The sequence below is a fragment of the Ruminococcus sp. MCC718 genome (genome assembly GCF_018783905.1).
GTDB classification, from domain to species: domain Bacteria; phylum Bacillota; class Clostridia; order Lachnospirales; family Lachnospiraceae; genus Hominisplanchenecus; species Hominisplanchenecus faecis.
Genome location: NZ_WQNP01000047.1, coordinates 51,085 through 73,252 on the forward strand (window position 1 = coordinate 51,085; position 22,168 = coordinate 73,252).

The following is a 22,168-nucleotide window of genomic DNA, read 5'->3' on the forward strand; positions in this document are numbered from 1 at the left end:
GGAGTTATGGCAAAGGATATGACAAAAGGAAATCCGGGGAAGACACTGTTTTTCTTTGCAGTGCCGATGGTACTCGGAAATCTTTTTCAGCAGCTTTATAATATTATTGATTCTATCATTGTGGGAAATTATGTGGGAGCAGATGCACTGGCAGCCGTCGGTGCATCTTCTTCGATTACGTTTCTCTTTGTGGCGATCGCCACGGGACTGAGCATCGGCTCTTCGGTCGTGATCTCCCAGTATTTTGGGGCAAAACGGTATGGAGAAATGAAAACAGCGATCCAGACGGTGCTTTTGGCCTCTTTTGTGATCGCACTGTGCCTGATGCTGGTCGGGATTTTCGGGACGGACGCGATCCTGCGGTTTATGCAGACTCCGCAGAAAATCTTTTCAGATGCATCTCTTTATCTGAAAATTTATTTCTGCGGCCTTGTCTTTCTTTTCCTCTACAACATGCTGACGGCATCGTTCAATGCGATCGGGGATTCAAAGTCCCCCTTGGTATTTCTGGCATTGTCATCCGTCTGCAACATCGTATTGGATCTGTATTTTGTGACAAAACTGAAGATGGGCGTAGCCGGAGCTGCACTGGCCACTGATATTTCTCAGGCAATTTCAGTTGTTGTTTCGTTTCTGTGGCTTTGTACCCGCATGAAGAAAATGAAAACACAGCAAAAGAGCAGAATTTTTGATCTGCATATCCTGGAGATTGTCTGCAATGTGGCAGTTCCGTCCATGCTCCAGCAGTCGATGGTGTCAATCGGGATTTTTCTGGTACAGCGACTGGTCAATGGTTACGGGGAAGCCGTGATGGCAGGCTATGCAGCGGCAACGAAGATTGACAGCATTGCAATCCTGCCGATGGTAAACGTGGGCAATGCCGTCTCAACGTTTACCGCTCAGAACATCGGCGGTAAGAAACCGGAGCGGGTAAAAGAAGGATTTCGTGCCGGACTTCTGATGAGTGCCGTGATCGGTGTGATCGTGACAGGGATCCTTCTTGTATATGCAAAGGTGTTTGTCGGGCTGTTCATGGACAGCAGTTCCAATCAGGCGGCGATTGCCACCGGCATCGAATACCTGCGTGTGGTCGGCCTGTTCTATGCACTGATGGGTATCATGAATACCTGTACCGGCGTACTGCGGGGAGCAGGAGACATCCTCTGGTTTTTGATGGTAACGCTGATCAACTTAAGCTCCCGTGTGATCCTTGCTTACAGCATGTCCGGGATGCTCGGCGCAAAGGCTATCTGGTGGTCGATCCCGATTGGCTGGGGCATCGGCTTTGCAATCGGTTTTGTACGCTACTTAAGCGGAAAATGGCAGAAAAGTAGCCTGATCGAGTGAGCAAAAAGCAGAATATCATATGATTCGTGATACTGCACAGTTAAAAAGTACATGATAAATGCAAGAATATATCGCGTTTAAATACGGATGATCTGCGTGCGGTATTCATTGTAGCCGCCGCCGGGGTCGGTGATGTGATAGAGGTCGCTGGCACGCACATTTAACAGAAATTCATCCAGTTCGGATGGTAAAAGAAGCTTTTTCGCATCTGCGGCTTTTGTCAGCAGTGGGATGGAGCTTCTTTTTTTGATCTCCCTGAAAAGCGGCAATGCACTCTGGCGAAAGCCGAGAACTCTTGCATAAGAAAGACCGGCAAAACGATCTTCCGGCCGTTCTTTTTTTCGAATACCAAGCAGAATATGCAGCAGACTGCGGCGGATGCGTGCCTCGGTGACCTGTTTTGTTTTTAACAGGCTTACAAACGAAGAAAAAGACTTGTACTGTGGCAGCAGCTTGCGGATGCGGTCCGAGAGGTCTGCATTTACGTCCAGAAAAGCAGTATAATCCTTCTGCATCAGAAGAGCATAGTGTAGAAGGTCTGAGTAATCATCAATAGAATGAAGCATCTGACCTGAAACAGCATGTTCATATAATTCCCGGCAGACATCCGGCATATATCCGCAGGCAAGAGCCGGATTTTTGCGGATCGCTGTGGCGGAAGCAAAATTTCCCTGGGGCAGAGAACTGTGATACGAAGCCCCCTGACGTTTGACCGGCAGAAAATCAAAGGAAGCCTTCAGACGTCTGCAGGCAATCAGGTATTCGAGCCCGAGCGTATTATTCGGGAAAGAAAGAAGCTCGGTGGCTGTTTTGAAAGAGAAAGGATTGCCCGGAGGACTCAAAGGATCAGCGTCAGAAGCAAAATGTGAGTCGTATCCGGGAGAGCTTTGAGAAGAGTCCGGAAAGAAACAGGATTCAAGGGCCAGAAGCCGTGCCTTCGGATATGAATTTCCGGCGGCAAGATACGATCTGAGATATCGCCTGAAAGCTTCCGGTTCGTCTGCAAGAAGAGAAGAAAGAGCCGAAAAAGCAGCCGGATCTTCCGTTTCACATCCAAAACAGAGTGTATCGGTTACATTCAGGGAGGCAAGAAGTGAGCAGGCACCCCTCGCAAAATATTCGGCACTGCCGGCTGCATAGCGGACCGGAAGCTCGAGTACGAGGTCTGCTCCGCCAAGCAGAGCCATCCTGGTGCGGGAAAATTTATCAAGAACGGCAGGTTCGCCTCTCTGGACAAAATCTCCGGACATCACGATCAGGGCAAAGTCTGCACTGGTACGGCGTTTCGCCTCCGCGATCTGCCAGGCATGGCCGTTGTGGAAAGGGTTGTATTCGGCAATAATGCTGATGGTTTTCATGGTAACATCGCTCCTTGGACTTATGATTGCTAACTATAGCATGAAGCAGTACAGAGGTAAAGAGATAAAAAAACAATGGTAAGACAATATTTGTGAAAATTTTATGGCAAAGAGGGGGAGGATCAGGGTTTGTTTGTAAAAAGATACATATTTCTGGTTGAAAATACCACAATCAGGCGATATAATGAAAGCAAACGCAGTCTGTAACGAAACGGACAGTCAGGCACAGTGAAATTACAGACTGTGAATGGAAATGAATTATACTGAAAGGAGTCAGAAATCATGGGATTTATTGACGTAATCAAAGAAAGAGCAAAAGCAGCAAACAAAACGATCGTATTACCGGAAACCGAGGATCGCAGAACATATGAAGCAGCAGCACAGATCCTGAAAGAGGGAATCGCAAAGATCATTCTGGTCGGAAGCGAAGAAGCAGTGAAAAAAGGAAGTGAAGGACTGGATCTGACAGGAGCCGTAGTTGTTGACCCGGCTACTTCCGACAGAACACAGGCTTACATCGACAAGCTGGTTGAGCTGCGTCAGAAAAAAGGCATGACACCGGAACAGGCAAAAGAAATCCTGTTAAACCAGTATCTGTACTATGGCGTAATGATGGTAAAAATGGGCGATGCAGACGGTATGGTATCCGGAGCATGCCATTCTACCGCTGATACACTGCGTCCATGTCTGCAGATCCTGAAAACAAAACCAGGTACAAAACTGGTATCCGCATTCTTCCTGATGGTCGTTCCGAATTGCGAATACGGTGCAGACGGTACCTTTATCTTTGCAGATTCCGGTCTGAACCAGAACCCGAATCCGGAAGAACTGGCTGCAATCGCAGGATCTTCTGCAGATTCTTTCGAACTGCTGGTAGAGAAAGAGCCGATCGTAGCAATGCTTTCTCATTCTACAAAAGGCAGTGCAAAACATGCAGATGTTGATAAAGTCGTAGAAGCTACCAGACTTGCAAAAGAGCAGTATCCGGATCTGAAACTGGACGGAGAGTTCCAGCTGGATGCAGCAATCGTTCCGAGCGTAGGAGCTTCCAAAGCACCGGGCAGCGACATCGCAGGTAAAGCAAACGTACTGATCTTCCCGGATCTGGATGCAGGAAACATCGGATACAAACTGACACAGAGACTGGCAAAAGCAGAAGCTTACGGACCAATCACACAGGGTATCGCAGCACCGGTCAATGACCTGTCCAGAGGATGTTCTGCAGAAGACATCGTAGGTGTTGTAGCGATCACAGCCGTACAGTGTCTGGCTAAATAATAAGATTTACATATCAGGAGGATGTTAAAATGAACGTATTAGTTATCAACTGCGGAAGTTCATCTCTGAAGTATCAGCTGATCAATTCGGATACAGAAGATGTTCTGGCAAAAGGTCTCTGCGAGAGAATCGGTATTGACGGAAGACTGGTTTACCAGAAAGCCGGATGCGACAAGGAGATCACAGAGGCAGCCATGCCAACACATAAAGAAGCGATCCAGATGGTGCTGGATGCACTGGTAAACGACAAAACAGGTGCGATCAAGAGCCTGTCAGAAGTAAATGCAGTCGGTCACCGTATCGTACACGGCGGCGAGAAATTTGCTTCTTCCGTTGTGATCACAGACGAGGTTCTGGAAGCAGTTGCACAGTGTAACGACCTTGCACCGCTGCACAACCCGGCAAACCTGATCGGTATCAATGCATGTAAAGAGCTGATGCCGGGCGTACCGATGGTAGCTGTATTTGATACCGCTTTCCATCAGACTATGCCGGAAAAAGCATATCTGTATGGTCTGCCATATGAATATTATGAGAACTACAAAGTGAGAAGATATGGTTTCCACGGAACCTCTCACAGCTTTGTATCCAAAGAAACAGCAAGATTCCTCGGTATGGATCTGGAAAACTCCAAGATCATCGTATGCCACCTTGGAAACGGTGCATCCATCAGTGCCGTAAAAGACGGCAAGTGCGTAGATACTTCCATGGGTCTGACTCCGCTGGAAGGTCTGGTAATGGGTACACGTTCCGGTGATATCGATCCGGCGATCATGGAATACATTGCAAAGAAAGAAGACCTGGACATCGCAGGCGTTATGAACGTTCTGAATAAAAAATCCGGTCTGGAAGGTATTTCCGGACTGTCAAGTGATTTCCGTGACCTGACAGCAGGTGCAAAAGAAGGCAACAAACGTGCGATCGCAGCAATCGAAGTATTCTGCTATCGCGTGGCAAAATATGTTGGTTCTTATGTAGCAGCTATGAATGGTGTAGATGCGATCGCATTTACAGCAGGTATCGGAGAGAACGTAGGTCTTGTACGTGAAAAAATCTGCAGCTATCTGGGTTACCTTGGCATCACTCTGGATGCAGAAGCAAATGCAAAGAGCGGTGACAACTGCGTGATCTCTGCTGCTGACTCCAAAGTAAAAGTAGCAGTTATCCCGACAAACGAAGAGCTGGCTATCTGCCGCGAGACCGTTGCTCTGGTATAATTGTGGGAGTACGGAATAATTCGTATACATCAATGAGTGGCAAAATTTATTTTTGACACCCACATCATCTTATATTTTTAATAGAAGAAACTGCTGCAAAGAGATTTGCGGCAGTTTCTTATTGCCTGGACTGACAGGATCGCGTGCCGGGTCTTACATGCGTTCGACCTGAAACAAAAAAATGGGTTGACAAATGCCAGATGCACGGATATAATAGTTTAGGCGTGGATAGGAGGATATTATGCAGATCGCTTTAAACGATGTACTGAAAGACGATGGAAAGATACTGCGGGTAGATGCAGACTTCGGTCCGGATACATTTGAGATGAAGCTCGGCAAGTATCCGATTACCCGAAAGACTCCGGTTTCACTGGTTCTTACGAACAAAGGAAAGCGGAATCTGTTAATACAGGGCAGGATGGATCTTACGATTCTGATTCCCTGCGGACGTTGCCTGGAGGAAGTTCCGGTAGAGTTTGAGCTTGATTTTGAGAAGAAAATTGACATGAACCTTACCGAAGAAGAACGACGGGAAGCGCTCGATGAATGCGCGTATATACATGGATATGACCTGGATGTGGATGAGCTGGTCTACAGCGAGATTCTGGTGAACTGGCCGCTTCGTGTGCTGTGCAAAGAGGACTGTAAAGGAATCTGCAGTATATGCGGTAAGAATCTGAATCATGGGACCTGCGACTGTGATCATACAGATTTAGATCCCAGAATGGCACAGATCCGTGATATCTTCAATAAATTTAAGGAGGTGTAAGCCATGTCAATCTGTCCAAAGAATAAATCTTCCAAAGGAAGAAGAGACAAGAGAAGAGCAAACTGGAAAATGACTGCTCCGAATCTGGTAAAATGCAGCAAATGTGGTGAACTGATGATGTCTCACAGAGTTTGCAAAAACTGCGGAACATATAACAAAAAAGAAATCGTTGCAGTTGAAGACTAATTGCATAAATGCTATAGAATCAGGGATTGAACAATTTGATGTTGTTTGGTCCCTGATTTTTTATGAAAGGATCTGCAAAAATTTTAGGTTGATTTTTATATCGCACTCTAGTATATTAGGAATTGCAACAGGAGGAAAAACTATGCAGGATATGGTCAGGGTGGTTGTAGATGCCATGGGCGGAGACAACGCACCCGGAGAAATCGTCAAAGGTGCCGTAGAAGCACTGAACGCCAGAGAAGATATTTTTATCTACCTGACGGGAAGAAAGCCGGTGATCGAAGCCGAGCTTTCAAAATACACCTTTCCAAAAGAAAGGCTGGAGATCGTGCATACCGAAGAAGTGATCGAAACGGCCGAACCGCCTGTCATGGCAATTCGCAGGAAAAAAGATTCTTCGATCGTAAAAGGTATGAATATGGTCAAGCAGAAAGAAGCAGATGCGTTTGTTTCTGCAGGAAGCAGCGGAGCAATCCTTGTAGGAGGTCAGGTGATCGTTGGCAGGATCAAAGGAATTGAAAGACCGCCGCTGGCACCGCTTATTCCGACAAAGAACGGAGTTTCTCTCCTGATCGACTGTGGGGCAAACGTGGATGCCAGACCTTCCCATCTGGTGCAGTTTGCAAAGATCGGTTCCATCTACATGGAAAATGTTATGGGAGTCAAAAATCCGAGAGTCGGGCTGGTCAACATCGGTGCGGAAGAGGAAAAGGGCAATGCACTTGTAAAAGAGACGTTTCCATTGCTCAAAGAATGCAAAGAGCTCAATTTTATCGGAAGTGTGGAGGCACGCGACATTCCGCAGGGAGTGTGCGATGTGATCGTCTGTGAGGCGTTCGTGGGAAACGTGATCCTGAAACTTTACGAAGGTGTCGGTGCAACTCTGATCAGTAAAGTCAAGCAGGGCATGATGACAAGCCTGCGTTCCAAAATCGGTGCATTACTGGTAAAACCTGCATTGAAAGAAACGCTCAAATCTTTTGATGCCAGCCAGTATGGCGGAGCACCGCTTTTAGGTTTGAACGGACTGGTCGTAAAGACACACGGAAGTTCAAAGGCAGTGGAAGTGAAAAATTCCATCCTTCAGTGTGTCCAGTTCACAAAACAGGAGATCAATCAGAAAATCAGAGAAAATATTATAAAAGAAGACCAAAAAGGATAAGAGAGGTATTTTATTATGGAATTTGAAAAGTTAGCAAAAATCATCGCAGAAGTGTTAAACGTAGATGCAAACGAAATTACGCTGGATACCACCTTTGTAGATGAACTTGGTGCAGATTCCCTGGATGTTTTCCAGATTATCATGGGGATTGAAGAAGAATTCGATATCGAGATTCCAAATGAAGAAGCAGAAAAGATCGTTTCTGTCGGTGATGCAGTAGAAGCAATCAAAAGTGCATTAAATTAAAAGGGGTCTGACGATAACGACAGATGGGAAGGTGCTGCAAGTCAGCACCTTCTGTATATCCGACTGAAACAGAAAGCGAGGAACAAGATGAAACAGACAAAAGATTTAAAAGAGCTGGAAGGAAAGATTGGCTATACCTTCAAAGATAAGACCTTGTTTAAGCAGGCTCTCACACACAGTTCTTATGCAAACGAACACAGGCACGAAGGACTCAAAGACAATGAACGTCTGGAGTTTCTTGGCGATGCGGTTCTGGAGATCATCAGCAGTGAGTATTTATTTTACAATTACCCGGATATGGCTGAGGGCGAAATGACAAAACTCCGTGCCAGCATTGTATGTGAACCGACGCTGGCACTGTGTACGCACGAGATCAGCCTCGGAAGCTATCTTTTCCTTGGCAAGGGAGAAGAGCGGACAGGCGGAAGAAACCGGGATTCTATCGTATCTGATGCTATGGAGAGTGTAATAGGAGCTATCTATCTGGATGGTGGTTTTGCTAGTGCAAAGGAGTTTATCCATAAATTTATTCTAAAGGATATCGAACATAAAAAACTCTTTTATGATAGCAAGACTATTCTGCAGGAGATCGTGCAGAGTGACTATAAAGGCAAAGAGATCGAGTATGTGCTGACAGGAGAGATCGGACCGGATCATGACAAGAAATTTGTGGTAAGTCTGGTAGTGGGAGACAAGACACTGGGCGAAGGAACGGGAAGGACCAAGAAAGCCGCAGAGCAGGAAGCCGCTTACCGTGCCATTATCAAACTGAAAGGAAATGCCTGAGACATGTATTTAAAGAGTCTTGAGATCCAGGGATTCAAATCATTTGCAAACAAGATTGATTTTAAATTTCATAATGGTATTACCGGGATCGTAGGACCAAACGGAAGCGGAAAGAGCAACGTAGGAGATGCGGTTCGCTGGGTACTTGGTGAGCAGAGTGCCAGACAGCTGCGAGGAAGCAACATGCAGGATGTGATTTTTTCCGGTACGGAAAATCGAAAACCGCTCGGCTTTGCGTCGGTTTCGATTACACTGGACAACGCCGACCACAAACTGCCGGTGGATTATGAGGAAGTGACGGTCAGCCGCCGCGTCTACCGCTCCGGCGAGAGCGAATATCGTTTAAACGGAACTTCCTGCCGTCTGAAAGATATTCAGGAGATTTTCTACGACACCGGTATCGGAAAAGAGGGTTACTCCATCATCGGCCAGGGACAGATTGAAAAGATCTTAAGCGGCAGACCGGAAGATCGAAGAGAATTGTTTGATGAGGCAGCCGGGATTGTCAAGTTCAAACGAAGAAAAGCGGCAGCCGTGAAAAAGCTGGAGGATGAAAGAGCGAACCTTGTCCGCGTAAACGATATTCTCTCGGAACTTCAGCGTCAGCTGGTTCCGCTTCAGCATCAGGCAGAACAGGCAAAGATCTACCTGAAGAAAAAAGAAGAATTAAAAAAGATCGATCTGCATCTATTTCTGCTGGAAATGGAGCAGCGGAAAGCAGAACTTGCGAATCTGGATGAAAAACGAAAGATTGCAGAAGAACAGCTTTCTGATATAAAGAAAGAATACGAGACGATCCGCATCCATTATGAAACAGAAGAAAAAGCGATCGAGGAGCTGGAAGAGCGGATCGAGCAGATCCGGGAACAGGAGCGGCAAAGTCAGTTGCTCCACCAGCAGCTCACCGGTCAGATCGAAGTCCTGAAAGAGCAGATCCGGGCACAGGAGGATCAGGAAGTCCGCTTAAAAGAGCGAAAGAGCGTGATCGAGAGCGAACTTTCCAGAAAAGAAAAACAGAGAAAAGCGGAAGAACAGGCGTTTTTGCTTGCAAAGGAAAAACAGGAGCAGGTTTCTTTAACGGAAGCGGACTATCGCCTGGAAGCGGATGCGACGACGGCGATGCTCTCCCATCTGGAAATGCAGATCGAGGACGGGAAAAATGAAATCATTTCACTTTTGAATCAGCGTGCTTCGGTGAAAGGAAATGTTCAGCGATACGATACCATGCAGGAACAGATGCAGATCCGAAAAGCAGAAGTAACCGGAAAGCTCCTTCGGATCGGCAGCGAAGATGCCAGATGGCAGGAGACGCTTCAGGAATATCAGACTGCCTACGAAACGGTGTCGGAAGAGATTGAAAAACAGCTTCGGAAGAGCAAAGAGCAGGAAGATAAGATTGAACAGCTCCAGCAGAAACTGGCAGAGCAGAACCGGGAACTGGAACAGAAACAGTCTTTCTATCACCGGGAGAAATCAAGGCTTGAGACACTGAGCAATTTAACAGAACGCTATGATGGATACGGAAACAGTATCCGGAAGGTGATGGAGCAGAAAGACAAAAATCCGGGGATCCTCGGCGTTGTAGCCGATCTGATCAAAGTAGAATCTTCTTATGAGACGGCAATCGAGACGGCACTTGGCGGCAGTATACAGAATATTGTGACGGACAGGGAAGAGACCGCAAAACGCATGATCGAATTTCTGAAACGTGGCAAATATGGCCGGGCTACCTTCCTTCCGCTGACTGCCATCGGAAGAAAAGGAAATGCAGGAAACAAAGATGCCGTGAAAGAGCCGGGGATTTTGGGCGTTGCGAGCACTCTGGTCCGGACAGAAGAGAAATACCGTGCACTGGTGGAATACCTTCTTGGCAGGACACTTGTCGCAGACAATATGGATCATGCGATCGCAGCTGCCAGGAAATATCACCATTCTCTGCGGATCGTTACGCTGGAAGGAGAGTCTTTAAGTCCGGGCGGTTCCATGACAGGTGGTGCCTACCGCAACAGCAGCAATCTTCTGGGACGCAGAAGAGAAGTTGAAGAGCTGCAAAAGAAAGTACAGGCACTGGAAAAAGAATGGAAAGAATTGCAGCTGGAAGTCGATGAAAACCGAAAAAAAAGGAATGAACATCGCGAAACAGTTGTAATTCTGAATGAAAAGCTTCAGAAAGCCTATGTTTCTCAGAATACGGCACGCATGAAGATCCGCCAGATGGAAGAAAAACGGGAAGAATCCAAAGAAGAGCTGACAAGGCTTCAGGAAGAATCTGCCCAGTTAGACGGCGAATTAAAGCAGATCAGCCGGGAAAAAGAACAGATCGAAGAAGCTGTGAAAGAGTCTGAAAAAAGAGAAGCACAGCTGCAGGAACAGATCCTGGGATGGCAGAAAGAACAGGAAGTCCAGAGGGCGGAACTGGAGCAGCAGAACGCCCGTATTGAAAAGCTGCATCTGGAGCTTGCAAATGCCGGACAGAAAGAAGAATTTGCAGGGCAGAATCTCAAACGTATCGAAAAAGAAATCCGAAATCTAAGGGAAGAAGAAAAAGAGATCGGGCAGAAAAAGCGGGAAAGTCTGGATGTCATTGCAGAAAAAGAAGCACAGATCCGGCAGATTGAAAGCCGCATTGCAGGTACGAAAGACCATGGACGCGATCATGGCAGGCAGCTGCAGAAGCTTCAGGCACAAAAAGAAGAGAAAAGTGCGGCACAGAAAACCTTTTTTACAAGGCGGGAGGAGCTTTCCGGGCAGATCGCAGATCTGGACAAAGAAAACTTCCGGCTTGCATCCATGCAGGAAAAGCTTGAAAATCAAAAAGAAGAGCGGATCAGTCAGATCTGGGATGAATATCAGGTGACACCTTCGGAAGCTGCTGCGTTCCGGAACAAAAACGGCATGGATCAGAAGCAGACCAGAAAACGGATCGAGGAGATCAAAGCAGCGATCCGCCAGATGGGCAACATCAACGTCAATGCGATCGAAGATTACAAAGAGATGTCACAGCGGCATGGATTTCTTCAGAATCAGCACGATGATCTCATCAAAGCAGAGAAAGCTTTAGAAGAGATCATTCTGGAGCTGGATGAAGGGATGCGGAAGCAGTTCCGGGAGAATTTTGCCAGGATCCAGGTGGAATTTGACAAAGCTTTTTGTGAATTGTTCGGAGGCGGCAAAGGAACGCTGGAGCTTGTGGATGATGAAGATATTCTGGAGGCAGGCATCCGGATCATCTCTCAGCCGCCGGGCAAAAAACTGCAGAATATGATGCAGCTCTCCGGAGGCGAGAAGGCCTTAACGGCGATCGCCCTGCTTTTTGCTATCCAGCACCTCAAACCGTCCCCGTTCTGTCTTTTGGATGAGATTGAGGCGGCACTGGATGAGGCGAATGTCAGCCGCTATGCAAATTATCTGCACAAGTTGACAAAAAATACACAATTTATTATTATTACACACAGACGCGGAACGATGGCAGCGGCCGACCGGCTGTATGGCATCACGATGCAGGAAAAAGGAATCTCTGCACTGGTATCGGTAAATCTGATCGAAGAGGCACTGGATCAGTGAGAAAGGAAAGAAGATGGGTGAGAAAAAAGGATTTTTTAAGCGCCTGGTAGAAGGACTGACCAAGACAAGAAACAATATCGTTTCCGGTATTGATTCTATTTTCAGCGGATTTTCCGCAATAGATGAGGATTTTTATGAGGAGATCGAAGAAATCCTCATCATGGGAGATCTCGGGATCAATGCGACAACCGCGATCATAGAAGATCTGAAACAGAAGGTGAAAGAGCAGCACATCAAAGAGCCTTCTGCCTGCAAACAGCTTCTGATCGACAGCATCAAAGCCCAGATGAATGTCGGTGAGACGGCGTACGAGTTTGAAAACCGTCAGTCCGTTGTTCTGGTGATCGGAGTCAACGGTGTCGGTAAGACAACCAGCATCGGAAAACTGGCAGGAAAATTAAAAGACCAGGGAAAGAAAGTAATTCTGGCGGCAGCCGATACGTTCCGTGCGGCAGCCGGAGAACAGCTGACTGAATGGGCACACCGTGCAGGAGTGGAGATCATTTCCGGACAGGAAGGATCGGATCCGGCAGCCGTTGTATACGATGCGATCCAGGCATCCAAAGCACGTCATGCAGATGTATTGCTCTGCGATACGGCAGGACGACTTCATAATAAAAAGAATCTTATGGCAGAACTTGGGAAAATCAACCGTGTGATCGACCGGGAATATCCGGAAGCTTACCGTGAGACACTGGTTGTGCTGGACGGTACAACCGGTCAGAATGCACTTGCACAGGCAAGACAGTTTTCTGAGATTGCTGATATTACCGGAATCATTCTTACCAAACTGGATGGAACAGCCAAAGGCGGTATCGCCGTTGCCATCCATTCCGAACTTGGTATCCCGGTGAAATATATTGGCGTGGGAGAGAGTATTGACGATTTGCAGAAATTCGATGCAGACGAGTTCGTAAATGCACTTTTTGATGTGAAAGATTCAGAAGAAGAGGAGTAAAGACATGCTTACATTAGACAAATTTGAAGAAGCTTCAGAAATCGTAAAAAAAGCAACACAGGAGACAAAGCTGATCTACAGTAAATATTTCAGTGAGCAGACAGGAAACAAAGTTTATCTGAAACCGGAAAATATGCAGACAACCGGTGCTTATAAAGTAAGAGGTGCTTACTATAAAATCAGCACACTGAGCGAAGAAGAGAGACAGAAAGGTCTGATCACAGCCTCCGCAGGAAACCATGCACAGGGCGTTGCCTATGCAGCAAAAGAGTTTGGTGCAAAGGCAGTGATCGTTATGCCGACGACCACACCGCTGATCAAAGTAAACCGCACCAAGGGCTACGGTGCAGAAGTGGTTCTCTATGGAGATGTCTATGATGAGGCCTGTGCCTATGCACTGGAACTGGCAGAAAAAGAAGGCTATACCTTTATCCATCCGTTCGATGATCCGGCTGTTGCAACCGGTCAGGGAACGATCGCAATGGAGATCATCAAAGAACTGCCGCTGGTTGATTATATCCTTGTTCCGATCGGAGGAGGCGGACTGGCAACCGGTGTCTCCACACTGGCTAAGATGCTCAACCCGAACATCCGCGTGATCGGTGTGGAACCGGCAGGGGCAGCCTGCATGAAAGCTTCCCTTCAGGCAGGAGAAGTTGTGACACTGCCAAATGTCAATACGATCGCAGACGGCACGGCTGTTAAGACACCTGGCAAAAATGTGTTCCCGTATCTGCAGAAAAACCTCGATGATATCATCACCATTGAGGACGATGATCTGATCGTTGCCTTCCTTGATATGGTTGAAAACCACAAGATGATCGTAGAAAACTCCGGACTTCTGACCGTGGCAGCCCTGAAATATCTGGATGTAAAAGACAAAAAAGTGGTATCGATCTTAAGCGGCGGAAACATGGATGTGATCACCATGTCTTCTGTTGTACAGTTAGGTCTGATCCAGAGAGACCGTATCTTTACCGTATCTGTTCTGCTTCCGGACAAAGCAGGAGAGCTGGTTCGTGTGGCAACCGTTATTGCAAATGAACAGGGAAATGTCATCAAACTGGATCACAATCAGTTTGTAAGCACGAACCGCAATGCAGCCGTAGAGCTGAAGATCACACTGGAAGCATTTGGAACGGATCACAAAGAGCGCATCGTCAATGCCCTTAAAGAGCATGGCTATAATCCGAAAGTGATTCGCCCGAATCTTTAAAAGGAGGGGAGCAATATGAAAATAGCAGTAGCGGGAACGGGATATGTAGGGCTTTCCAATGCCCTGCTGCTCTCCCAGCACAATGATGTGTGGGCAGTCGATATCCTGCAAAGCAAGATTGATCTGATCAATAAAGGGAAGTCACCGATCGTAGACAGAGAAATCGAAGAATTTCTGGCAAGAGAGGATCTGCACCTGACAGCAACGACAGATGCAGAAAAAGCTTATAAGGATGCTGATTTTGTTATCATTGCAACCCCGACGAACTACGATCCGAAGAAAAATTATTTCGACACATCTTCGATCGAAACGGTGATCGAACTGATACAGAAGGTGAATCCGGATACCGTGATGGTGATTAAATCAACGGTTCCGGTCGGCTATACAAAAGGAATCCGTGAAAAATACCATACAGACCATATTCTGTTCTCACCGGAATTTTTAAGAGAAGGACATGCACTGTATGATAATCTGTATCCTTCCCGTATTATTGTCGGATCGCCGGAGAATCAGCGTGACAAGGCACATGCATTTGCCGCACTTCTTCAGGAAGGGGCGATCAAGCAGGAGATCCCGACACTCTTTACCGATCTTACGGAAGCTGAGGCAGTCAAATTGTTTGCAAACACCTACCTTGCCATGCGTGTTGCATTTTTCAATGAACTGGATACTTATGCAGAGGTAAGAGGGCTTGACAGTAAACAGATCATTGAAGGAGTAGGACTGGATCCTCGTATCGGCACGCATTATAATAATCCGTCTTTTGGATATGGCGGATATTGTCTTCCAAAGGACACCAAACAGCTGCTTGCAAACTATCATGATGTCCCAAACAATATTGTGGCAGCGATCGTAGAAGCAAACCGTACCAGAAAAGATTTTATTGCAGAGCGCATTATTGAAAAAAATCCAAAGATTGTAGGCGTATACCGCCTGACAATGAAAACCAATTCAGACAACTTCCGCCAGAGCTCGATCCAGGGGGTTATGAAGCGGATCAAGGCGAAGGGGATCGAAGTGGTTGTATATGAGCCGGCAATGAAAGAAGAAACGTTCTTTAACTCCCGAGTGATCCGTGATCTTAAGGAGTTTAAAGAAGTAAGCGATGTGATCCTTGCCAACCGCTGCAGTGATGAGATTGCGGATGTCATGGACAAAGTCTATACAAGAGATCTGTATTTCAGGGACTAAGGAAAAATGAGGAGAGATAAATAATGAAATTAATTATACAGGTGCCATGTTATAACGAGGCACAGACGCTGGAAATTGCACTGAATCATCTGCCAAAACATATCGACGGGATCGATGAGATTGAGTATCTGATCATCAACGACGGGAGCCGTGACGATACCGTCAAGGTTGCGAAAAACTGGGGCGTGAACTATGTAGTCAATTTCCGGACGAACCGCGGACTGGCAAAGGGGTTCATGGCAGGGCTGGATGCCTGCCTGCGAAACGGTGCGGATATCATTGTCAATACTGATGCCGATGATCAGTACTGCGGAGATGACATCGAAAAACTGGTGCGTCCGATCCTGGAGGAAAAGGCAGATATTGTGATCGGTGAACGCCCGATCGATGATACTGAGCATTTTTCACCGCTCAAGAAAAAGCTTCAGCATTTCGGAAGCTGGACCGTGCGTGTGGCATCCAAATCCGATATTCCTGACGCACCGAGCGGTTTCCGTGCTTATAGCCGTGACGCAGCGATGCGTCTGAATGTAACAAATGAATATACCTACACCCTGGAGACGATCATCCAGGCAGGACGCACCAGAATGGCAATGGAGTCGGTGCCGATCCGTACCAATCCGGAGCTTCGTAAATCCAGACTGTTTTCCAGTATGTTTGGTTATGTGAAGCGTTCCATGGTGACGATCGTCCGTTCCTTTATGATGTATAAGCCATTGCGATTTTTCCTCGGGATCGGCAGTGTGCTCTTTCTTTGCGGGGCACTGCTTGGCGTGCGTTTTCTGGTTTACTATGCGACCGGAGCCGGAAACGGACATGTGCAGTCCCTGATCCTTGCAAGTATCCTGATGCTGATGGGCTTCCAGACCGGCGTGATCGGACTGCTGGCAGACATCATTGCGGCAAATCGCAAGATTTTGGAAGATGTACAGTATCATGCACGTAAACTGGATTATGACAGAGAGAAAGAGGAAAAATAAAATGACAATGACGAAACAGGACAGGATTTGTATGATCTCACTGTTTGCGGTAATGCTGGTGCTTATGGGAGTGCCGGCGTTATGTCTGAGTACGAACACCGTTGTGGATGAGCTTGGTACTCTGACCAATACAGCTCTTCTGACCGGAAGAAACTGGGGAACAGGGATTATAAGCAATGGTGGATTTTATTATCGTTATGGAATGGCGTTTGTGTGGCTTCTGCCGTTTCTGATCTTTAAAGATCCAATCATGGTTTACAAAGCCGCATCTTTTGTGAATGCTTTGTTTATGGCAACGACACCGGTGATGGCTTATTATATCAGCAGACGTTACTTAAAGATTGAAAAAGAAAAGGAAGCGGCTCTTCTGGCAGCCGGTTCTACGATCATCAGCAGCGTGATGTTCCAGGGGATCTATCTTCGCGGAGACATGATGCTGATCGTGCTCAACTGGGTTTGTGCACTTCTTATTTTAAATGCAATGTATGCAAAAACCAGAAAAGAGCGGCAGATCTATACGATACTGCTGAGTTTCTGTGCAGTTTATGCCTATGCATGCCACAGCAGAGGAATCGTTATGGTGATCGCGACGGCGATGACGGTATTGCTGATCCCGTTTTTTACAAAGGAAAAAGAGAGAAGACTTCCGTACATCAGCTTTTTTGGCAGCATGGCAGTCTTTCTTGTGATCGACAAGATTCTGGTGCGATATTTTAAACGAACCATATGGGGAAGCAGAGCGGCACATGCGACCGGAATCCCGAAAGAATCTCTGGAACTGCTGACAAAAATAAAAGGTATCAAATCTTATATTCGAATGGCGGTCGGATGGCTGTATAATTCTTTCAGCTCGACTCTTGGACTGGTATGCGTGGGTCTGATCGCCTGCGTGATCATCGTATTTCTGATGTTTCGCCGTTCGAAAAAGGTCACATCGGAAGAAGGCACACTGGCACTGTTTGGATTCTTATCTTATGCAGGAAGCTTTGTTCTCGGAACGGTATTCTTCCTGAAGAGCGTCAAAAAGAACTTTTACAGTTCTTACGGAATCCGCGTGGACCGAATCGTATACGACCGCTATGTCTGCTGTGCATTCGGTGTTCTCTGCATGGTGGCACTTTATGTTCTGGTCTGGAAAAGAGATCTGTTTGGCATTAAGGCAAAACTGCTTTCTGTGGCAGGATGCGGTGTTACCCTGGTACTGTTTGCCAGAATCACTGCCCCATATCTGAACAACCAGAGTTTTGTGCGGAAATATATGGGAATGTTAGTTACCTTTGTTAAGACCAATGCAAAAAGCGTGACATTCAAAGGAGATCATGTATCAAGCGGGGTAATCCTGTTTGGCGTTGTGGCACTGATCCTGTTTTTATTGATCCTGTTTCTGTGTCAGAAAAAGAAAGGATACCAGGCATGTGCCCTGACCTTGCTTGTCTCGGTACTGCTCTTTGGCTACAATGTAACAAACATTACGATTTCCGAAAGCAATACAAGAGAAGCGAGAATTTCTTCCGCCTCAAATCTGATTCTGTCCTTCGGAGATATCTATAAAGAATATTCTTATGTATGGACAGAAAAAACAGCGGCACCGATCAAATCGTATCAGGTGCGTCTGATGGATTATCATCTGATCAGCAAAAATTATCAGGGTTTTGACGAAACAGACAACGTGTTTGTGATTTCAAAACATCTACCGGATGAAAAACAGTTTCAGAACGGTGAGTACTATCTGATCGACAGCGAAGATTACAACAAAAAAGAAGACTTTGTCTATGTCAAAGGAAGCGAACTGAAAGATGCACTGGAGAAGAGAGGTGTTTCTCTGAGTGCTTATACAGGATGACAGACGGGAGGAAAGTATGAAAGAAGTGGTGATCGCCATTACGGCAGCCAGTTACAGCGGAAACAAAGGAGCGGCAGCGATGCTGCAAAGCTCCATCCGTCAGCTTTATGAAAAATATGGAACACGTTTGAAAATCAATCTGATGTCTGTTTATCCGGAAGAAGATAAAGAACAGATCCCGTGGGATTTTATCCGGATCGTTTCCTGTAAACCGGAACAGCTTTTGTTTATCGCGTTTCCGCTGGCAGTTCTCTATAAAGTATTTCATTTTCTGCCTCCGGTAAAGAGTCTGCTTTTGAAGAATAAAATTCTGCGGGCATATTATGAGACGGATGCCGTTCTGGATGAAGCGGGGATCTCTTTTGTGGACAGCCGCGGATTTGTGATGAATACTTATGGTTTTGTGTGTGCGGCCGTGCCGATGCTGATGGGCACACCGGTTCTGAAATATTCTCAGGCAATGGGAACCTTTCACTCTTTCTGGAATCGTTTTCTGGCAAAATGGATTCTTCCGAAGATGCGGCTGATCTGTGCCAGAGGAAAGGGAACCCTTGACAATCTGAAAGGGATCGGCATTGAGAAGAATGTAAAACTCTGTGCGGACGGAGCGTTTACGATGGCAGATGATCCATATTATCTGAAACAGGTTGAAGCAGAAGCACAGAAGGATGCCTTTTTCAATGATAAAGTGGTTGGACTGTCGATCAGCTCGGTTGTTCGGAAAAAATGTGATAAGCTCGGGATTGATTATCCGAAGATCATGACGGATTTTATTGACCGTCTCAACGAGGATGGATGGAACGTACTGATCATCGCAAACGGTGCGAGAATACACAGCGACAAACCGCGAAACAACGATCTTCCGGTCTGCGATGCGGTCTATGAAAGCGTGAAAAACAAAGAGATGGTCAGATGGTACCACAAAGAAATGACGGCAGAAGAAATCCGTGCGTACATCGGGAAATGCCGTTTTCTGGTTGCTTCCAGATTCCATGCCATGATCGGTGCTCTTCAGCAGAAAGTGCCGGTGCTTCTGGTGGGATGGAGCCATAAATATCAGGAAGTGCTGGATTTTTTTGAGCTTGGGCAGTATGCGATCGATTTTTCCGATCTGACGGCAGAGTCCCTGCAAAAGGAATTTGAGAAATTCATTCAGGAAGAAGAGACGATCCGCGGCAAGCTGGATGAACATTATGAAGAAGTCATGGAAAGTTCCAAGAAAAACATTGTTTATGTTTCTGAGATTGTAGATGAAATAGTAGGAGAATGATCGGTTATGGAAGAAAATACACAGGTAAAAAAAGAAGACGCGGAAATCCTGGAAAACGAACAGAAGGGCGGAAAGAAGAAATGGATGAAATATGCCAAGATCGGATTTTTACTGCTGGTTGCTGTTTTTCTGGTTCGCTATTTTTATAAAAATTATGATTCCTATAAAAATCTGGACGTTGAGATCAACTGGCTGGTATTTACGGGAGCGGTGCTGTTTTATTTCCTTTATAAAGTGACACTGGCTTCTTTATGGCACTATATCACAAAGTTAAATCACTGTTCAATCAAGTATTTCAAGGCAATCACAGCATATCTGTATTCCATTCTCGGAAAATACATTCCGGGAAAAGTTTTTATGCTGCTTGCCCGCGTGCCGGCATACGAAGAAGGAGGAGCACCGATCCGGAAAGTGACGGTCTGCTTTTTCCTTGAGAATATCTGTACGCTTCTCGGAGCTGCATTTTTGTTTTTGGTTTCGCTGTTCTTTTTTCCGAACGACCTGCTCAATGATTACAAATGGCTGACGATCGGTCTGGTGATCCTGTTTTTTATCTGCATCAACCCGAAGATCATCAACTTTTTCCTGAAGATCCTTGAGCGGTTTATTAAGAAAAAAGATCTTTCGATTCCGATCACCTATGGGCAGATGATCAAAGTTGTATTGCTGTTTATCTGCAACTGGCTGGTCGTTGGTGTCGGATTCTATATGCTGGTATGCTCCATCTATCCGGTTCCGACTTCCGAATTTCTCTATGTGGCCGGAATTTACGGACTGTCCTGTATCATCGGAATTCTTGCTGTATTTGCACCGTCCGGTCTTGGCGTAAGGGAAGGTATCATGCTGCTTGGACTTGGTCTTGTTATGCCAAAAGAATATGCTGTGATTATTTCTATTATATCCAGACTGTGGCAGACTGTTGCGGAACTCATTTTGATTGCAATTGCTTTTATTGTAAATAAGATTATGGAATTTCGGAAAAAAAAGAAGAAAACAGCTTGATCTGAAATAAAAAAAGAAAAAGCCATCATGTCAAGAAAAAATACTTGACACGGTGGCTTCTTTCGTGTATGATAACCAAGGTGATTGCAGTGGAAAAGATTTTAGAGCAGACATTATTGTATGATTTTTATGGTGAACTGCTTACAGAGCATCAACAGAAAATATACGAGGATGTAGTATTCAACGATATTTCCTGCAGTGAAGTTGCAGAGAATCAGGGAATCAGCAGACAGGGTGTGCACGATCTGATCAAACGGTGCGGACATATCCTGGATGATTACGAGACAAAACTGCATCTGGTTGAGAGATTTGTAAGTCTGAAAGAAAAGGTGGAAGCCATAAGGATGGCGGCAGATGATCCGGAAGAAGTAAGGAAGATTTCGGATGAGCTGCTGAAAGAATTATAAAACCGACTGACGGTGGAGGTTACGATGGCATTTGAAAGTTTATCGGATAAACTGCAGAATATATTTAAAAACCTTCGCGGCAAGGGAAGACTGACAGAGGCAGATGTCAAGACAGCACTGAAAGAAGTAAAGCTTGCTCTTCTGGAAGCGGATGTCAGCTTTAAAGTCGTGAAGCAGTTTATAAAAGCGGTTCAGGAGCGTGCAATCGGTCAGGACGTGATGAACGGACTGAATCCGGGCCAGATGGTTATCAAGATCGTAAATGACGAGCTGGTAAACCTGATGGGATCTGAGACGACGGAGATCGCACTGCGTCCGGCAAGTGAAGTTACTGTGATCATGATGGCAGGTCTTCAGGGAGCCGGAAAAACTACAACAACTGCGAAGCTCGCAGGCAAATTTAAATCAAAAGGCAGAAAGCCGCTTCTGGTAGCGTGTGACGTATATCGTCCGGCAGCTATCACGCAGCTTCAGATAAATGGTGAGAAACAGGGTGTGGAAGTTTTCTCCATGGGAGACAAGCAGAACCCGGTCAATATCGCCAAAGCAGCTGTAGAACATGCAAAGAGTCACGGATTTAATGTCGTGATCCTTGATACAGCAGGACGCCTTCATGTCGATGAAGCGATGATGGAGGAGTTACAGAACATCAAAGAAGCCGTTCATGTTGATCAGACGATCCTGGTGGTGGATGCAATGACCGGACAGGATGCAGTCAATGTGGCAGACAGCTTCAATCAGAAACTTGAGCTTGACGGTGTCATCCTTACAAAGCTGGATGGAGACACCAGAGGCGGTGCGGCACTCTCGATCAAGGCAACCTGCGGCAAACCGATCCTCTATGTTGGTATGGGTGAGAAGTTATCCGATCTGGAACAGTTCTATCCGGAGCGTATGGCATCCAGGATTTTAGGCATGGGCGATGTGATGACGCTCATTGAGAAAGCACAGGCCAATATCGACGAAGACAAAGCCAGAGAAATGGAACAGAAACTGAAAAAAGCACAGTTTGGTTTCGATGATTATCTGGAGAGCATGGCTCAGGTTAAAAATATGGGAGGCATATCCAGTATCTTAAGTATGATGCCGGGTATTGGCAATAAAGCAGCAGATATCGAGGCTGCGGTGGATGAGTCCAAGATGGCACGCATCGAGGCGATCATCCTCTCCATGACACCGAAAGAGCGTTCCAATCCGGATCTGTTAAATCCGTCCAGAAAGAAACGTATCGCAAAAGGTGCAGGTGTGGACATCAGCGAAGTCAACAAACTGGTCAAACAGTTCGAACAGACACGCAAGATGATGAAACAGTTCCCTGGTATGATGGGAGGCAAGGGTGCAAAACGCGGCAGGTTCAAGCTTCCGTTTTAGCACGTAAAGAATGCAGA

Annotated in this window: 19 protein-coding genes; 18 read left to right on the plus strand and 1 reads right to left on the minus strand. The window is 46.2% G+C overall.

The window, feature by feature from the left end; all coding sequences use genetic code 11:
- Positions 1-6 precede the first annotated feature (6 nt).
- On the plus strand, positions 7-1,347 hold the full coding sequence (locus GPK60_RS06330; protein WP_173897836.1) for an MATE family efflux transporter: 1,341 nt from the start codon (positions 7-9) through the stop codon (positions 1,345-1,347).
- Between the two features lie 77 nt (positions 1,348-1,424).
- Here the strand turns inward: GPK60_RS06330 and GPK60_RS06335 are convergent, their stop codons facing one another.
- Positions 1,425-2,705 (minus strand): nucleotidyltransferase family protein, encoded by a 1,281-nt coding sequence (locus GPK60_RS06335; protein ID WP_173866409.1) that lies wholly within the window; start codon positions 2,703-2,705, stop codon positions 1,425-1,427.
- Positions 2,706-2,987: 282 nt separating this feature from the next.
- On the opposite strand from GPK60_RS06335, the gene pta reads away from it, so the two are divergent.
- The 17 genes from pta (at position 2,988) to ffh (ending at position 22,151) form a co-directional block, all read left to right on the plus strand.
- Positions 2,988-3,983 (plus strand): phosphate acetyltransferase, encoded by a 996-nt coding sequence (gene pta, locus GPK60_RS06340; protein ID WP_022119328.1) that lies wholly within the window; start codon positions 2,988-2,990, stop codon positions 3,981-3,983.
- A 29-nt stretch (positions 3,984-4,012) separates the two neighbouring features.
- A complete protein-coding gene (locus tag GPK60_RS06345; protein WP_173866410.1) occupies positions 4,013-5,200 on the plus strand; it encodes an acetate kinase in 1,188 nt (395 codons plus the stop codon).
- 241 nt (positions 5,201-5,441) lie between these two features.
- Entirely contained in the window at positions 5,442-5,969 is a 528-nt protein-coding gene (locus GPK60_RS06350; protein WP_022119330.1) for a DUF177 domain-containing protein, read from the plus strand.
- Positions 5,970-5,972: 3 nt separating this feature from the next.
- Positions 5,973-6,155 (plus strand): 50S ribosomal protein L32, encoded by a 183-nt coding sequence (gene rpmF / locus GPK60_RS06355; RefSeq protein ID WP_022119331.1) that lies wholly within the window; start codon positions 5,973-5,975, stop codon positions 6,153-6,155.
- Positions 6,156-6,306: 151 nt separating this feature from the next.
- Positions 6,307-7,317, plus strand: coding sequence for a phosphate acyltransferase PlsX (gene plsX / locus GPK60_RS06360; protein ID WP_346727731.1), 1,011 nt, complete (start codon positions 6,307-6,309; stop codon positions 7,315-7,317).
- Between the two features lie 15 nt (positions 7,318-7,332).
- Positions 7,333-7,563, plus strand: coding sequence for an acyl carrier protein (acpP, locus tag GPK60_RS06365; RefSeq protein WP_022119333.1), 231 nt, complete (start codon positions 7,333-7,335; stop codon positions 7,561-7,563).
- Between the two features lie 87 nt (positions 7,564-7,650).
- The gene (gene rnc, locus GPK60_RS06370) at positions 7,651-8,349 is read left to right on the plus strand and encodes a ribonuclease III (protein WP_022119334.1); all 699 of its coding nucleotides are present in this window, start codon (positions 7,651-7,653) and stop codon (positions 8,347-8,349) included.
- 3 nt (positions 8,350-8,352) lie between these two features.
- A complete protein-coding gene (gene smc / locus GPK60_RS06375) occupies positions 8,353-11,913 on the plus strand; it encodes a chromosome segregation protein SMC (protein ID WP_215659093.1) in 3,561 nt (1,186 codons plus the stop codon).
- A 13-nt stretch (positions 11,914-11,926) separates the two neighbouring features.
- Positions 11,927-12,871 (plus strand): signal recognition particle-docking protein FtsY, encoded by a 945-nt coding sequence (ftsY, locus tag GPK60_RS06380; protein WP_147631284.1) that lies wholly within the window; start codon positions 11,927-11,929, stop codon positions 12,869-12,871.
- Between the two features lie 4 nt (positions 12,872-12,875).
- Positions 12,876-14,087 carry a threonine ammonia-lyase gene (gene ilvA, locus GPK60_RS06385; protein ID WP_022119337.1) on the plus strand — a complete coding sequence of 404 codons (1,212 nt, stop codon included), beginning with the start codon at positions 12,876-12,878 and terminating at the stop codon, positions 14,085-14,087.
- A 15-nt stretch (positions 14,088-14,102) separates the two neighbouring features.
- Complete coding sequence (locus GPK60_RS06390; RefSeq protein WP_022119338.1) at positions 14,103-15,278, plus strand: nucleotide sugar dehydrogenase; 1,176 nt, start codon at positions 14,103-14,105, stop codon at positions 15,276-15,278.
- A 23-nt stretch (positions 15,279-15,301) separates the two neighbouring features.
- The gene (locus tag GPK60_RS06395; protein WP_147631332.1) at positions 15,302-16,258 is read left to right on the plus strand and encodes a glycosyltransferase family 2 protein; all 957 of its coding nucleotides are present in this window, start codon (positions 15,302-15,304) and stop codon (positions 16,256-16,258) included.
- Position 16,259: 1 nt separating this feature from the next.
- Positions 16,260-18,101 (plus strand): hypothetical protein, encoded by a 1,842-nt coding sequence (locus GPK60_RS06400; protein ID WP_022119341.1) that lies wholly within the window; start codon positions 16,260-16,262, stop codon positions 18,099-18,101.
- A 16-nt stretch (positions 18,102-18,117) separates the two neighbouring features.
- Positions 18,118-19,371: a polysaccharide pyruvyl transferase family protein gene (locus GPK60_RS06405; protein WP_022119342.1), complete on the plus strand. Its 1,254-nt coding sequence runs from the start codon at positions 18,118-18,120 to the stop codon at positions 19,369-19,371.
- A gap of 6 nt (positions 19,372-19,377) precedes the next feature.
- Positions 19,378-20,373, plus strand: coding sequence for a lysylphosphatidylglycerol synthase domain-containing protein (locus tag GPK60_RS06410; protein ID WP_022119343.1), 996 nt, complete (start codon positions 19,378-19,380; stop codon positions 20,371-20,373).
- Between the two features lie 68 nt (positions 20,374-20,441).
- Positions 20,442-20,780 (plus strand): YlxM family DNA-binding protein, encoded by a 339-nt coding sequence (gene ylxM, locus GPK60_RS06415; protein ID WP_022119344.1) that lies wholly within the window; start codon positions 20,442-20,444, stop codon positions 20,778-20,780.
- A gap of 24 nt (positions 20,781-20,804) precedes the next feature.
- On the plus strand, positions 20,805-22,151 hold the full coding sequence (ffh, locus tag GPK60_RS06420; RefSeq protein ID WP_022119345.1) for a signal recognition particle protein: 1,347 nt from the start codon (positions 20,805-20,807) through the stop codon (positions 22,149-22,151).
- Positions 22,152-22,168: the final 17 nt, after the last annotated feature.